We start from the raw sequence: 14,541 nt of genomic DNA on the forward strand, positions 1-14,541 counted from the left end.
CATTGAGGGTGGACTCAGGCACCTTGTTTGCTTATGTTTTGTTACAACCCTGAACGGCTTAGCGCCATTTCAGCAGGTGAGCGCCAAGCGCATCCCTAAAAACAAACATAAGAAGAACAACATGCCCCTGAGCACCGCGAACGATCTTTCACAGCAGGCATTCCAGCATTGGTGGCAACAGCAAGGCGACTGGGTCGAAGCACCCAACGCCCGGCGCGGCGGCGAAAGCGGCGTGCAACGCCTGCTCGACCAGAGCGGCGTGCTCTACGCCAAACGCCAGATCGGCCATATCTACCGCAGCCTGCTGCATCCCCAGGGCCGTCCTACCGTACTGCGCGAACGCAACGCCCTGTTGGCTCTGGAAGCGCTCGGCGTACCCGTGCCACAACTCGTCTACTGCGGCGTCGAGCACGACCCGCAACAGGGCTGGCGCGGCCTGCTGGTCACCGCGGAACTGCAGGGCTTCACCGATATCGACAGCTGGTACGCCCAAGGCGGCCGCGAGCAGTGCGACGAAACCCAACACAGCCAACTGCTGCACCAGATCGGCGCGACCCTGGCACGCATGCACCTCGGCCATTGGCAGCATGGCTGCCTGTACGCCAAGCACGTGTTCGTACGCTTTGAAGAGGGACAGCCGCAGGTCGCCCTGCTCGATCTGGAAAAAAGCCGTCGACGCCTGAGCCGGGTGCGCGCGGCGCGCCATGACCTGCGCCAGCTCAGACGCCACAGCCCCTGGTCCGAGCAGGACTGGCAACAACTGCTGCAAGGCTACCGCGCCGTTTTCGCCGAGGGCGCCCGCGGCCTGGGCACAGCTCTTGCCTAATAATGCGCACGCCGGTCCAGCGCCGGCATTCGTTCCTCCGCCCCAGCGGCGGGCATCGCAATCCCCCCACCAGGAAGTGGCCCTATCTCGCGCCTTGCGCGAGATAGCGAAGCGAGTTGCACGCAACTTCGTCCGCCAAGGCCGGCTGTTACAGCCTGTGCGTAACAGGCACCGAAGGTGACGTTGAAACGTTACCCGAACCACCATGGAACCAACCGATCCGGCCCGTGTCACAGCACAGCCCCGGCGGGTGCCAGCCATGCTCGATGACCGTTCGTCGCACGAGGCAACGACTAGGCGATGAGTGATCTAGGTTTAGCGAACAGCGTTTGGCAGCGCTTTCAAGGGGTTAACAAGATGAAACTAGAAACAGCACGAGGTTTGTTCCTTGGCCTCGCCCTCAGCGTAACGGCAATCGCCGCCGCCGCCTGGCAGGAACCGGGCCCCCGCGTCGTGGACGGACACGACTGCAAGACCGAACAGCACTGCCCCAACGCCCCCCTGCGCAAGCAGATCCAGCCTGCCGTGAAGCCGGACGCCAATCTGCTGTTGCTGATGTTCGGCCTCAGCGGCGCGATGAAAGGCGAGCAGTAAGCGGCGCTTGCCAAAAGGGCCAACCCTAATCACCGGCAACGCAAAAGCAGCATCGAAATGCAAAAAGCAAAGGCGCCCTCTCCCCTAGCCCCCGCCCTGCGCCCCAGCCCTTCGCAGAGCTAAGGGCGCTTCAGCGGGCGAAGCAGTGCTTCGCTGTTTCCGCTTACGCCCCGCAAGCGGGAGAGGGGAACTGATCGTGGTCCTTCAGCAATCTCAGCGGGCCTTCGAGGCTTCCTGAGACTTTTGCGGCTGCCCCCCCTCCTACGAGAGCGTGGTGATATCTGCGGCCTTGCCTTCACGCCCCCGCGATCAACCGCTCAACGATCTGCCGTAGCTCAGGATGCTCCGGCACCCGAATGCCGAACTCCTCGCGCAACACCCTCAGCACCTCATCGACACTCTGCAACTGCACCCGCTCACTCGCCTGTCCCAGGCGGTGGATGGCGAAGCTGCCGTTGTTCAGCGTCTTGCGCAGCTCTGGCCCGGTGCGCGCGGCAATCATCTGGCCAAGGAAAGGTGAGTCCGGATGGGTGCACACGTACCAGTTGCCCACCACGTAATCGATATCCGCCACCTTCTGCAGATCGAACACGTACATCGCCCGCCAACTGCCGGTCACCAGGGCGCGCAGGGTATAGGTGCCGTCCACCAGCGACAGGCGATAGGGTTCGTGCGGTGTGGCCTGCTCCGCCTCGCTATCCAGCAAAAGCGGGCCGGTCGGCACCATGCCGCCGAAGCCGACGTCGCTGATGTAGCGCACGCCATCGATGGTCACCAGCACCAGCATATGGGTGCGCGCCGGCAGGGCATCTTCCGGGCCGCCCATGACCACGCGGCCGGTCAGCCCGCGCGCGTCGAAGCCCAGCGCCTGCAACAGCAGCAGATACAGGCGGTTGAGTTCGAAGCAGTAACCGCCACGGCCCTGACGCAGCAGCTTGTCCTGGATCGCGGCAGGTTCGACCTGCACCGGCACACGCAGCATGCTGGCCAGGGTTTCGAAGGGGAATTCGGCGGTGTGCCGCGCCTGCAGCTCGCGCAGGGTGTCGAGGGTCGCTGGCGGCGCCGACGAGTAGTCCAGGCGCCCAAGATACGTGTGCAGATCCAGCTTGAATGCTTCGGTCATGGTGTTTCTCCCTTTCTACCTGCCGGCTGTTGTACCAGAGGCGGCAGATGGGAGATATGCATAGGGCCGATAGCAAAAAGGCCGATCTTGCGACCGGCCTTCTCATTCAACGCTGCAGCTCACTCAGCCATTGCTGGGGAAGGCGAACTGCGCCGCCTCGTGGCTCTTGCGCGCCGGCCAGCGCTGGGTGATGGCCTTCTTGCGGGTGTAGAAGCGCACCCCGTCCGGGCCGTAGGCATGCAGGTCGCCGAACAGCGAGCGCTTCCAGCCGCCGAAGCTGTGGTAGGCCACCGGCACCGGCAGCGGCACGTTGACGCCGACCATGCCCACTTCGATCTCGTCACAGAACAGGCGCGCGGCTTCACCGTCACGGGTGAAGATGCAGGTGCCGTTGCCGTACTCGTGGTCGTTGATCAGTTGCATGGCTTCTTCCAGGCTGCCAACGCGGACGATGCACAGCACCGGGCCGAAGATTTCGTCGGTGTAGATGGTCATGTCCGGAGTTACCCGGTCGAACAGGGTGCCGCCGACGAAGAAGCCGTTCTCGTTACCCGGCACCACCAGGCCGCGACCGTCGACCACCAGCTTGGCACCCTGGGCCACGCCGGCGTCGATGTAGCCCTTGACCTTGTCGCGCGCAGCGGCGGTGACCAGCGGGCCCATGTCCAGGCCGCAGGAGGTGCCAGCACCGATCTTCAGCGCCTGGATCTGTGGGACGATCTTCTCCACCAGCGCGTCGGCGATCTGGTCGCCCACGCACACGGCCACGGAGATGGCCATGCAGCGCTCGCCGCAGGAACCGTAGGCCGCGCCCATCAGCGCGCTGACGGCGTTGTCCAGGTCGGCATCGGGCATCAGCACTGCGTGGTTCTTGGCGCCGCCCAGGGCCTGCACGCGCTTGCCGCGCTTGGTGCCCTCGCTGTAGATGTATTCGGCGATCGGCGTCGAGCCGACGAAGCTCAGGGCCTTGACCTCGGGCGCCTCGATCAGCGCATCGACCGCGTCCTTGTCGCCGTTGACCACGTTCAGCACGCCCTTGGGCAGGCCGGCCTGGTGCGCCAGCTCGGCGATGAACAGGGTGGAGCTGGGGTCGCGCTCGGAGGGCTTCAAGATGAAGCAGTTGCCGCAGACGATGGCCAGCGGGTACATCCACAGCGGCACCATGGCCGGGAAGTTGAACGGGGTGATGCCAGCCACCACGCCGATGGGCTGCAGGTCGGTCCAGGCGTCGATGTTCGGGCCGACGTTGCGGCTGTACTCGCCCTTGAGGATTTCCGGGGCGGCGCAGGCGAACTCGACGTTCTCGATGCCGCGCTTGAGTTCGCCGATGGCGTCCTCGATGGTCTTGCCGTGCTCGGCGCTGATCAGAGCGGCGATTTCGTTCTCGTTCTGCTCCAGCAGCTGCTTGAAGCGGAACATGATCTGCGCGCGCTTGGCCGGTGGCGTGTTGCGCCAGGCCGGGAAGGCGGCCTTGGCGGCGTCGATGGCCAGCTGCATGGTGGCGCGGTCGGCCAGGCCGACGGCAGAGGTGGAGTCGCCGGTGGACGGGTTGTACACCGGGGCACTGCGCTCGTTGCCGGCAACACGTTCGCCGTTGATCAGGTGGGGGATATGGCTCATGGGGTTCTCCATCAAGAAATCGGGTGCTGGGGAGAGACGCCTTCTCCCCCGGCCCCTCTCCCGCAAGCGGTAGAGGGGAGACAAAAAGGTCAGTCCAACTTGTTCAGCACATCACCGACGGCGTTGAACACGCGGTCGAGGTCTTCCATCCTGGCGTTGAAGGTCGGCCCGAACTGGATGGTGTCGCCGCCGAAGCGCACGTAGAAACCGGCCTTCCACAAGGCCATGCCGGCCTCGAACGGACGGATCACGGCGTCACCGTCACGCGGGGCGATCTGCAGAGCGCCGGCCAGGCCGCAGTTGCGGATGTCGACCACGTGTTTGGTGCCTTTCAGGCCGTGCAGCGCGGCCTCGAACTTCGGCGCCAGCTCGGCGGACTGCTGGATCAGGTTCTCGCGCTTTAGCAGCTCCAGCGTCGCCAGGCCGGCGGCGCAGGCCACCGGGTGCGCCGAGTAGGTGTAGCCGTGGGTGAACTCGATCATGTGCTCCGGCGACGGCTGCTGCATGAAGGTGTTGTAGATCTCGCTGCTGGCGATCACCGCGCCCAGCGGGATGGCGCCGTTGGTGATCTGCTTGGCGACGTTCATCAGGTCCGGGGTCACGCCGAAGAACTCCGCGCCGCTCCACTTGCCCATGCGGCCGAAGCCGGTGATCACTTCGTCGAAGATCAGCAGGATGTTGTGCTGCGTGCAGATTTCGCGCAGGCGCTGCAGGTAGCCCACCGGCGGCACGATGGCGCCGGCCGAGCCGGACATCGGCTCGACGATCACCGCGGCGATATTGGAAGCGTCGTGCAGCTCGATCAGCTTGAGCAGTTCGTTGGCCAGCTCCACGCCGCCGGTTTCGGCCATGCCTTTGGTAAAGGCCATGCCCGGTTGCAGGGTGTGCGGCAGGTGGTCGGCATCCATCAGCTGGCCGTACATCTTGCGGTTACCGCCGATGCCACCGAGCGAGGTGCCGGCAATGTTGACGCCATGATAGCCACGGGCACGGCCGATGAAGCGGGTCTTGGAGGCCTGGCCTTTCAGGCGCCAGTAGGCCTTGGCCATCTTCACCGCGGTGTCGGCGCACTCGGAGCCGGAACCGGTGAAGAACACGTGATTGAGCTCGCCCGGCATCAGGTCGGCGACCTGCTCGGCCAGCTTGAACGACAGCGGATGGCCGTACTGGAAGCCCGGCGAATAGTCGAGGGTGCCGAGCTGCTTGGCCACGGCCTCCTGGATTTCCTTGCGCGAGTGGCCGGCGCCGCAGGTCCACAGGCCGGACAGGCTGTCGTAGATCTTGCGGCCCTGGTCGTCGGTGAGCCAGCTGCCTTCCGCGCCGACGATGATGCGCGGGTCGCGCTGGAACTGGCGGTTGGCGGAGAACGGCATCCAGTGCGCATCCAGCTTGAGCTGGCTGGCCAGGGACGGGGTTGCGGTCTGCGGCATGTTCATCGGAGTAGCCTCACTCGGGCAGGCAATTGGGTGCAGGAGCCCGCTTGCGGGGCGATCAGCGCCGGCAAGCCGGCTCCTACAGGGTAGTTGCAGACAAGGTGCCACGAGCATAGAGTCAGTAAAACAGCACTCTTCTTACCTTCAGTTCAAGGCTTACTAAACAAATGAGCAGCCGCCGTCCCGACCCGCTGGCCCAGGTCAGCGACTTTGAAATCCGCCTGCTCAAGCTGTTTCGCAGCGTGGTGGAGTGCGGCGGTTTCTCCGCCGCGGAAAGTGCCCTGGGGATTGGCCGCTCGGCCATCAGCCAGCAGATGAGCGATCTGGAACAACGCCTCGGCCTGCGCCTGTGCCAGCGCGGCCGCGCCGGCTTCGCCCTGACCGAGGAAGGCCGCGAGGTGTACCAGAGCACCCTGCAGCTGCTGGCGGCGCTGGAGAGCTTTCGCACCGAGGTCAACGGCCTGCACCAGCACCTGCGCGGCGAGCTGAACATCGGCCTGACCGACAACCTGGTGACCATCCCGCACATGCGTATCACCAATGCCCTGGCGCGGCTCAAGGCGCAGGGGCCGGACGTGCGCATTCACATCCGCATGACGCCACCCTCGGAGGTGGAACAGGGCGTGCTCGACGGCCGCCTGCACGTCGGCGTGGTGCCGCAGGTCGGCGCGCTGTCCGGCCTCGAGTACCAGACCCTGTACGGCGAACGCTCGCTGCTCTACTGCGCGGTGGGCCATCCGCTGTTCTACGTCGATGACCAGCAGCTGGAAGACGAGCGCCTCAACGCCCAGGAGGCCATCGCCCCGACCTTCCGCGTGCCGCCCGAGGTGCAGCACCACTATCAATTGCTCAACTGCACCGCCAGCGCCTCGGATCGCGAGGGCATGGCCTTTCTCATCCTCACCGGACGCTATATCGGCTACCTGCCCGATCACTATGCCCAGGCCTGGGTGCAGCAGGGCCGGCTGCGCGCGCTCAAGCCCGCCAGCCGCTTCTATGACCTCAGCCTGGCGGCAGTAACGCGCAAGGGGCGCCGTGCGCATCTGGTGCTGGAGAGCTTTCTCGAGGCGCTGGCCGAATCCTGATCGGGCCAACTCGCCTGCGCCTACAGCTCTGCCGGCGTGCGCGCTCAACGCATCGCCGGCAGGCCGGCTCCTGCCCGATGAACGAAGCTCCACTTGAGTGCAGGCCGCCCTATCGCGGGGCGACGCCTTGCCCGGGCGCCAGCAACAGAAAATGAACACCATGTCACGAAAGATCGTATGCAGTTGATGCGACAAGGCTTTCGCCAGGGCTGAACACAATCTTCCGCACAAGCTGATCAGTTGGACAGCTTTTTGCACTTGAGCAGCGACCTGACCACACGGCCAGGAAAACTAGAAAAACACGCTGATCTCAGGAGCCCAGATGAACCCTACTCGCGCGACCCTGCTCGCCGCCGGCAGCCTGCTGCTGGCGACCCAGGCCCAGGCCGATGGCCCGCTGCTTTGGCAGAACAACAGCCTTTCCTACCTCTACGGCAAGAACTTCAAGGTGGAGCCGGCGATTCAGCAGACCCTCACCTTCGAGCACGCCAGCGGCTGGAGCTGGGGCGATGTGTTCTTCTTCGTCGACCAGAAGTTCTTCAACGGCGCGCAGAACGGCGCCGGGGATTCGCGCAGTTTCTACGGTGAGCTGAGCCCGCGCCTGTCGTTCGGCAAGCTGCTGGGCAAGGACCTGTCGTTCGGGCCGATCAAGGACGTGCTGCTGGCCGCAACCTACGAGTTCGGCGAGGACGAGACCGAGGCCTACCTGCTCGGCCCCGGCTTCGACCTAGCCATACCCGGTTTCAACTTCTTCAAGCTGAACTTCTATTACCGCCAGCCCGACGGCAACCGCGCCGACCGCGACGGTGACGGCAAACCCGATGGCAGCGGCGTCTGGCAGGTCACCCCGAGCTGGTCCTACACCCTGCCGGCGGGCAAGTCGGACATCCTCATCGACGGCTACATCGACTGGGTGGTGGACAACGACGCCAGCTATCACAGCAACTACCACATCAACCCGCAGATCAAGTACGACCTGGGCAAGGCCATGGACTGGGGCGACAAGCAGTTCTACGTCGGGGTCGAGTACAGCTACTGGAAGGACAAGTACGGCATCCAGGACTCGGCGGCCTTCAGCACCAACCAGAACACCGCCAGCCTGCTGCTGAAAGTGCATTTCTGACCCACGGCGCCCGACCGGCACAGGCTGGTCGGCGTTTTGCAGCCACTTCCAGACTCACCACGGGAATGCCCCCATGACCAGTCAATCGCAACCCAGCTCCGAACTGCTCTACGGCCTGGACGACCGTCCGGCGCCGCTACCGGCCTTCTTCGCCGCCTTGCAGCATGTACTCGCCTGCTTCGTCGGCATCGTCACGCCGACTTTGATTATCGGCGGCGTGCTCGGCCTGCATGAACAGCTGCCCTACCTGATCAGCATGGGCCTGATGGTGTCCGGCGTCGGCACCCTGATCCAGGCGCGCCGGCCTTTGGGCATCGGCGCCGGGATGATCTGCGTGCAGGGCACCAGCTTCGCCTTCCTCAGCGCCGTACTGGCCGCGGGGTTGATGGTCAAGGCACGCGGCGGCAGCCCGGACGACATCTTGGCGATGATCTTCGGCGTGTGTTTCTTCGGCGCCTTCATCGAGATGGTGCTGAGCCGCTTCATCGGCCACCTGCAGCGCGTCATCACGCCGCTGGTGACCGGCATCGTCATCACCATCATCGGCGTCAGCCTGATCAAGGTCGGCATCACCGATGTCGGCGGCGGCGCCAAGGCCGAGAACTTCGGCGCGCCGATCAACCTGGCCCTGGGCGCCCTGGTGCTGGTCACCATCATCGCGCTCAACCGCCTGCGCAACGCCTGGCTGCGCCTGTCGGCGATCATCATCGGCCTGCTGGTCGGCTCGCTGGCCGCCTGGTTCAGCGGCGTGCTGGTGCCCAAGCCGCTGCCCGATCTGCCGCTGGTGAGCCTGCCGATGCCCTTTCGCTACGGCTTCGACTTCGACTGGATGGCCTTCGTCCCGGTGGCGCTGATCTACCTGATCACCGCCATCGAAACCACCGGCGACCTGACCGCCAACTGCATGATCTCCAGACAGCCGATCAAGGGGCCGCAGTACCTGCAGCGGATCAGGGGCGGAGTGCTCGGCGACGGCATCAGCTCGCTGATCGCCGCGGTGTTCAACACCTTTCCCAACACCACCTTCAGCCAGAACAATGGCGTGATCCAGCTCTCCGGCGTGGCCAGCCGGCACGTCGGCTATTACATCGGCGCGATCCTGGTGATCCTCGGCCTGTTCCCGGTGCTCGGCGCGATTCTCCAGCAGATCCCCAAGCCGGTGCTGGGCGGCGCTACCCTGGTGATGTTCGGCACCGTCGCCGCCGCCGGCATTCGCATCCTCGCCCAGGCGCCGCTGGACCGGCGCAGCCTGCTGATCATGGCCACCAGCTTCGGCATCGGCCTGGGCGTTTCCAGCCAGCCCGAGCTGCTCAGCCAGATGCCGACCCTGGTGCAGAACCTGTTCGGCTCGGCGATCACCAGCGGCGGCCTGACTGCCATCCTCATGACCCTGTTGCTGCCGCTGGAGCAGCCTGAGGTCACCACCTCCGAGCAGGCCCAGAGGGTCTGAGTTTTCCGTGCACGGGCCCCTTCCCGTGCACGGCCTTGGTGCAACAAAGGCACCAACGGCATTTCCCGGGCCATTTTGCGCGTTCGGCGCTTGTCACCCGAGCGGCGCTGGGGTATCTGTGCAGGCGCCGAGCCCCACGATCAGTCCGGAACCGCCTCATGACCTTCGAAGTCCCCGCCCATAGCGCCAGCGGCAAGCCCGCCGGACGCATCCGCCAGAAGAACGAAGAAGCCATCATCCAAGCCGCCGAAGAAGAATTCGCCCGCCACGGCTTCAAGGGCACCAGCATGAACACCATCGCGCAGAACGTCGGTCTGCCCAAGGCCAACCTGCACTACTACTTCAACAACAAGCTGGGCCTGTACCTGGCGGTGCTCGGCAACATCCTCGAACTGTGGGACAGCACCTTCAACACCCTGAGCGTCGACGACGACCCGGCCGAGGCGCTGGCGCGCTACATCCGCGCCAAGATGGAGTTCTCCCGCCGTCAGCCGAAGGCTTCGCGCATCTTCGCCATGGAAGTGATCAGCGGCGGCGACTGCCTGTCGCAGTACTTCAACCAGAACTACCTGGACTGGTTCCGCGGCCGCGCCGCGGTGTTCGACGCCTGGATCGCCGCCGGCAAGATGGACCCGGTCGACCCGGTGCACCTGATCTTCCTGCTGTGGGGCAGCACCCAGCACTACGCCGACTTCGCCTCGCAGATCTGCCGCGTCACCGGTCGCTCGCGTCTGACCAAACAGGACTTCGAAGCCGCCGGCGACAACCTGATCCACATCATTCTCAAGGGCTGCGGCCTGACGCCGCCCGCCAAGCCCTGATGGCCTTTACCCTGGCCGCGCCCTGCGAGTACCGCGAGGAAATCCGCAAGAGCCGCTTCCTCGCCCTCGCCGCGCCCATCGCCAGCGCCGCCGAGGCGCAGGCCTTCATCGAACGCCACGGCGACCCGAGCGCCTCGCACAACTGCTGGGCGTGGAAGGTGGGCAACCAGTACCGCTTCAACGATGACGGCGAACCCGGCGGCACGGCCGGCCGGCCGATCCTCGCCGCCATCGAGGGGCAAGATTGCGACCAGGTGGTGGTGCTGGTGATCCGCTGGTACGGCGGCATCCAGCTCGGCACCGGCGGCCTGGCTCGCGCCTATGGCGGCAGCGCGGCCAAATGTCTGCAGGCGGGCGAGCGGCGCGAGCTGGTGCTGCGTCAGGCGTTCGGCTGCCACCTGCAGTTCGCCGAGCTGGCGCTGTTCAAGGCACGCCTGAACGAGTTCGACAGCCTGATCGAACGCGAGGACTACGACGCCACCGGCGCGCGTCTGCAACTGGCCGTCGCGCCTGCCGAGCGCGAGGCGCTGGAGCGACTGCTGGGCGACGTCAGCCGTGGCCGCGAGCGGTTGCACAGCCCATGAAACAGGCCCTGCTGCTTCTGCTGGTGCTGGCGAGCGCGGCGCAGGCCGAGGTGCTGGACCGTCTGCACTATCGCTACTACGACGCCCACCTTCACAGCGGCGAATCGCTGAGCCAGGCGCTCGCGCAGGCCTCCCCCATCCGCGAGCAGGGCCAGGTGTTCCATGGCTACACCCGCTGGCGCGTGGACTGGCGCTTCTGGTGGCAGGAGGAGCGCGACGGCCGCTGCCGCATCACCCTGACCCGCACCCGTCTCGACACCGAGATCACCCTGCCGCGCCTCGCCGGCGGCGATGCCCAGCAGCGCCAGCGTTTCGAGCAGTATCTGGCCGCGCTGCGCGAGCATGAGCTGGGCCATTACCACATCGGTCAGGCGGCGGCCGCCGAGATCGACGCCGTGCTGCTGGATACGCCCGAGTATCCCAGCTGCAACGAGCTGCAGCGCCAGGCCAACCAGCGCGCCAATGCCGTGCTGCAGCGCCATGTGCAGGACGAGCGACGCTACGACCGGGACACCGGCCATGGCCGCAGCCAGGGCGCCTGGCTGACGGACTAAGTGCGCTATGCTGATGCGCCTCTCTCATACGTCATGGAGCCTGAAATGACTGCACCCCGTTCCATTCTGATCATCGGTGCATCACGCGGCCTCGGCCTTGGCCTGGCCGGTGAGTTCGCCGCCCAGGGCTGGGCCGTTACCGCCACCGTGCGCAGCGCCGCGCAACCAGCGCTGCAGGCACTGCCCGGTGTACGCGTAGAGCAACTGGAGATGACCGACCCGAGCAGCCTCGAGCAGCTTGCCGTCCGCCTGAGCGGTCAGCGCTTCGACGTCATCTTCGTCAACGCCGGGGTGGCCGGCCCCGCACACCACAGCACCGCCCAGGCCAACGCCGAAGAAATGGGCCAGCTGTTCCTGACCAACGCCGTCGCTCCGCTGCGCGTGGCTGAGCGCCTGCTGCCGAACCTGGCCGCCGAGCATGGGCTGATCGTGTTCATGAGTTCGATCCTCGGCAGCATCGAGGCCGGCGCCGGCCTGGGCATGCCGCTGTACGGTGCCAGCAAGGCCGCGCTCAACCACCTGGTGCAGTGCTTCGTGCGCGATCAGGACAATCCGCAACTCGGCGTCCTGCTGATGCACCCGGGCTGGGTACGCACCGACATGGGCGGCGCCGACGCACCACTGGACATCGCCAGCAGTTGCAAGGGCATGGTCGAACAGATCGGCGCCGCCGTCGGCCAACCAGGCCTGCGCTACCTGGACTATCAAGGCAATGCGCTGCCCTGGTAGGCATCACAGCTAGTATCGGCCCGCGTGCAACCATGGCTCCGCGCTCCGGCGACGGAGCAATACAGCGAAATCCTACGTCGCTACCGGCACCGATATGCCGCTACCTGCTGCCGGACGCCGTAGCGTCGATGGCTGCACTCCTTTCGGTATGCACCGGCATCGCTGGGCCAGGCATGGCGGCCGAGGCACTGGGACCGGAGGACGAGGTTCTCACCGGCCACAACTGCGCCACGCCCCAGGCCAGTTCGAAGAACAGAAAGATCGCGATCAGTGGCGTCGCGCCCTGCATCAGGGCGTATATCTGCCAGGTGGCGAACAACAGTCGACCGGCCGCGTCATAGCGGCCGAACGCCTGTTGCGGATCGCGGATGCGCAGCACCGACCAGACGCAGATGATCGAGCCCATCAGGTTGCCCAACAGCATGTGCATCGGCTCGAATGGCGGCAGCGCGCCGGGCAGGCCGAGGCCGTGATGCAGGCTTTGCAGCAGGCCGTGCAGCGCCATGAAGCTCCAGGGCGTGACGAAGGCGGCGGTCACCAGCAGGTCGTACCAGCCGCTGGCCCGTACCAGGCGACGATAGTGTTCGGGAGTCCACATGGGTGTTGCTCCAGTCATTGAAGGAGCACCCAGGCTAAGGCCTGGAGTATGCTCCAAGGTCAACACCCAACCGAGTGAAACGATGCGAATCGGAGAACTGGCCGAAGCCTGCGACGTGAGCCGCGACACCTTGCGCTTCTACGAGCAACGCGGGCTGATCGCGGCACGGCGCAGCGCCAACGGCTACCGCGACTACCCCGCCGAGATGGTGCAACTGGTCACCTACATCAAGACCGCGCAGCGCCTGGGTTTCAGCCTGGGCGAGATCAGCCAGCATGTCGGCGGCCTGTGGCAGACCGACGACCCGGATCACGCCGTGACTCAACTGCTGCAGGACAAACTGGCACTGATCGAGCGCCGCATCGACGAGCTGCAGCAACTGCGAAACGAGCTGCTGCAGCGCCTGGCCACCACCTGCCCGCTGCGCGCCTGACGCGGATTGCGTGCTGACCCCAAGGTCAGTTATCTTCGCCGCACGTCACCCGCGACGAACCTGGATCAGCAGACAGGGTCAACACTGAGCTGGCTACCTGAACTCAACCTCAGAGGAGCCTGCTCAATGGCAGCTACCCGTATCTGGATCAAGAACCCCCTCGCCGTTTTCACCGCCAACGCTCAGGACGCTTCCGGCGGCCTGGTGGTCGAGGACGGCCGCATCGTCGAGCTGCTCGGCGCCGGCCAGCAACCGACCGCCCCCTGCCAGCAGACCTTCGATGCCCGCGAGCACGTGCTGCTGCCGGGGCTGATCAACACCCATCACCACTTCTACCAGACCCTCACCCGCGCCTGGGCGCCGGTGGTCAACCAGCCGCTGTTCCCCTGGCTGAAGACCCTCTACCCGGTGTGGGCGCGGCTGACGCCCGAGAAGCTGGCGCTGGCCAGCAAGGTGGCGCTGGCCGAGCTGCTGCTGTCGGGCTGCAGCACCGCCGCCGATCATCACTACCTGTTCCCCGGCGGCCTGGAACAGGCCATCGACGTGCAGGTGGAGGTCGTGCGCGAACTGGGCATGCGCGCCATGCTCACCCGCGGCTCGATGAGCCTGGGCGAGGCCGACGGCGGCCTGCCGCCGCAGCACACGGTGCAGAGCGGCGAGGCGATCCTGGCCGACAGCCAGCGCCTGGTCGAGCGCTACCACCAGCGCGGCGACGGCGCGCAGATCCAGATCGCCCTGGCGCCCTGCTCGCCCTTCTCGGTGACCCAGGACATCATGCGCGCCAGCGCCGAACTGGCCGAGCAGCTGGGCGTGCGCCTGCACACGCACCTGGCCGAGACCCTCGACGAGGAAGACTTCTGCCTGCGCCAGTTCGGCCTGCGCACCGTGGACTATCTCGACAGCGTCGGCTGGCTCGGCCCGCGCACCTGGCTGGCCCACGGCATCCACTTCAACGCCGAGGAGATCGCCCGGCTCGGCGCCGCCGGCACCGGCATCTGTCATTGCCCCAGCTCGAACATGCGCCTGGCCTCGGGCATCTGCCCCAGCGTCGAGCTGGAGGCGGCCGGCGCGCCGCTGGGCCTGGGCGTGGACGGCTCGGCCTCCAACGACGCCTCGAACCTGCTGCTCGAGGCGCGCCAGGCCCTGTACATCCAGCGCCTGCGCTACGGCGCCGAGCAGATCACCCCCGAGCGCGTCCTGGGCTGGGCCACCCGCGGTTCGGCGCGCCTGCTCGGGCGCGACGATATCGGCGAACTGGCGGTGGGCAAGCAGGCGGATCTGGCCCTGTTCAAACTGGACGAGCTGCGCTTCTCCGGCAGCCACGATCCGCTTTCGGCGCTGCTGCTGTGCGGCGCCGACCGCGCCGACCGCATGATGATCGCCGGCCAATGGCGGGTGATCGACGGCCAGATCGAAGGGCTGGACGTCGCCCAGCTGATCGCCGATCACCGCCAGGCGGCGCGGGAACTGGTAAACGGCTGAGCATCGAGACAGGCAACGCCACCCGCCGACCGCCTGGTTGGCGGGTTTCGCCCGCCCTACGGGTTAAACTCCTCAGCAACCAAGCC

General features: G+C 66.0%; 15 protein-coding genes. 11 read left to right on the forward strand and 4 right to left on the reverse strand.

The features are described from left to right. Window positions 1–121 precede the first annotated feature (121 nt). Window positions 122–826: a lipopolysaccharide kinase InaA family protein gene (locus L1F06_RS20535; RefSeq protein ID WP_129482954.1), complete on the forward strand. Its 705-nt coding sequence runs from the start codon at window positions 122–124 to the stop codon at window positions 824–826. A gap of 357 nt (window positions 827–1,183) precedes the next feature. Further along, window positions 1,184–1,420 (forward strand): hypothetical protein, encoded by a 237-nt coding sequence (locus L1F06_RS20540; RefSeq protein ID WP_012019627.1) that lies wholly within the window; start codon window positions 1,184–1,186, stop codon window positions 1,418–1,420. Window positions 1,421–1,715: 295 nt separating this feature from the next. Here the strand turns inward: L1F06_RS20540 and L1F06_RS20545 are convergent, their stop codons facing one another. The 3 genes from L1F06_RS20545 to aptA all read right to left on the reverse strand — a co-directional run bounded on the left by L1F06_RS20545 (window position 1,716) and on the right by aptA (window position 5,599). Then, window positions 1,716–2,543: an arylamine N-acetyltransferase family protein gene (locus L1F06_RS20545; RefSeq protein WP_129482955.1), complete on the reverse strand. Its 828-nt coding sequence runs from the start codon at window positions 2,541–2,543 to the stop codon at window positions 1,716–1,718. Window positions 2,544–2,666: 123 nt separating this feature from the next. Next, entirely contained in the window at window positions 2,667–4,163 is a 1,497-nt protein-coding gene (locus L1F06_RS20550) for a CoA-acylating methylmalonate-semialdehyde dehydrogenase (RefSeq protein WP_129482956.1), read from the reverse strand. Window positions 4,164–4,252: 89 nt separating this feature from the next. After that, window positions 4,253–5,599, reverse strand: a complete 1,347-nt coding sequence (gene aptA, locus L1F06_RS20555) for an omega-aminotransferase AptA (protein ID WP_012019632.1) — start codon at window positions 5,597–5,599, stop codon at window positions 4,253–4,255. A gap of 164 nt (window positions 5,600–5,763) precedes the next feature. Here aptA and L1F06_RS20560 point away from each other — a divergent pair, with 164 nt between their 5' ends. From L1F06_RS20560 to L1F06_RS20590, 7 genes are all read left to right on the forward strand, one after another. Beyond that, the gene (locus tag L1F06_RS20560) at window positions 5,764–6,681 is read left to right on the forward strand and encodes a LysR family transcriptional regulator (protein WP_012019633.1); all 918 of its coding nucleotides are present in this window, start codon (window positions 5,764–5,766) and stop codon (window positions 6,679–6,681) included. A gap of 322 nt (window positions 6,682–7,003) precedes the next feature. Further along, a complete protein-coding gene (locus L1F06_RS20565) occupies window positions 7,004–7,804 on the forward strand; it encodes an outer membrane protein OmpK (protein WP_012019634.1) in 801 nt (266 codons plus the stop codon). 73 nt (window positions 7,805–7,877) lie between these two features. Continuing rightward, on the forward strand, window positions 7,878–9,254 hold the full coding sequence (locus L1F06_RS20570; RefSeq protein ID WP_129482957.1) for a uracil-xanthine permease family protein: 1,377 nt from the start codon (window positions 7,878–7,880) through the stop codon (window positions 9,252–9,254). 158 nt (window positions 9,255–9,412) lie between these two features. Continuing rightward, complete coding sequence (locus L1F06_RS20575; RefSeq protein WP_003240396.1) at window positions 9,413–10,075, forward strand: TetR/AcrR family transcriptional regulator; 663 nt, start codon at window positions 9,413–9,415, stop codon at window positions 10,073–10,075. Beyond that, a complete protein-coding gene (locus tag L1F06_RS20580; protein WP_096825604.1) occupies window positions 10,075–10,659 on the forward strand; it encodes an IMPACT family protein in 585 nt (194 codons plus the stop codon). The genes L1F06_RS20575 and L1F06_RS20580 overlap by 1 nt, the downstream gene beginning before the upstream one ends. Continuing rightward, window positions 10,656–11,213, forward strand: coding sequence for a DUF922 domain-containing Zn-dependent protease (locus L1F06_RS20585; protein ID WP_129482958.1), 558 nt, complete (start codon window positions 10,656–10,658; stop codon window positions 11,211–11,213). Before L1F06_RS20580 ends, L1F06_RS20585 begins: the two co-directional genes overlap by 4 nt. Before the next feature lie 45 nt (window positions 11,214–11,258). After that, window positions 11,259–11,942 carry an SDR family oxidoreductase gene (locus L1F06_RS20590; RefSeq protein ID WP_003240390.1) on the forward strand — a complete coding sequence of 228 codons (684 nt, stop codon included), beginning with the start codon at window positions 11,259–11,261 and terminating at the stop codon, window positions 11,940–11,942. A 100-nt stretch (window positions 11,943–12,042) separates the two neighbouring features. Here L1F06_RS20590 and L1F06_RS20595 read toward each other — a convergent pair whose 3' ends face one another. Further along, a complete protein-coding gene (locus tag L1F06_RS20595; RefSeq protein ID WP_129482959.1) occupies window positions 12,043–12,540 on the reverse strand; it encodes a hypothetical protein in 498 nt (165 codons plus the stop codon). 82 nt (window positions 12,541–12,622) lie between these two features. Here L1F06_RS20595 and L1F06_RS20600 point away from each other — a divergent pair, with 82 nt between their 5' ends. After that, window positions 12,623–12,973 carry a MerR family transcriptional regulator gene (locus L1F06_RS20600; protein ID WP_012019640.1) on the forward strand — a complete coding sequence of 117 codons (351 nt, stop codon included), beginning with the start codon at window positions 12,623–12,625 and terminating at the stop codon, window positions 12,971–12,973. Between the two features lie 126 nt (window positions 12,974–13,099). Next, window positions 13,100–14,455 carry an 8-oxoguanine deaminase gene (locus L1F06_RS20605; protein ID WP_129482960.1) on the forward strand — a complete coding sequence of 452 codons (1,356 nt, stop codon included), beginning with the start codon at window positions 13,100–13,102 and terminating at the stop codon, window positions 14,453–14,455. The last annotated feature ends 86 nt before the right edge of the window (window positions 14,456–14,541 follow it).

Source organism: Pseudomonas hydrolytica (assembly GCF_021495345.1).
GTDB classification, from domain to species: domain Bacteria; phylum Pseudomonadota; class Gammaproteobacteria; order Pseudomonadales; family Pseudomonadaceae; genus Aquipseudomonas; species Aquipseudomonas hydrolytica.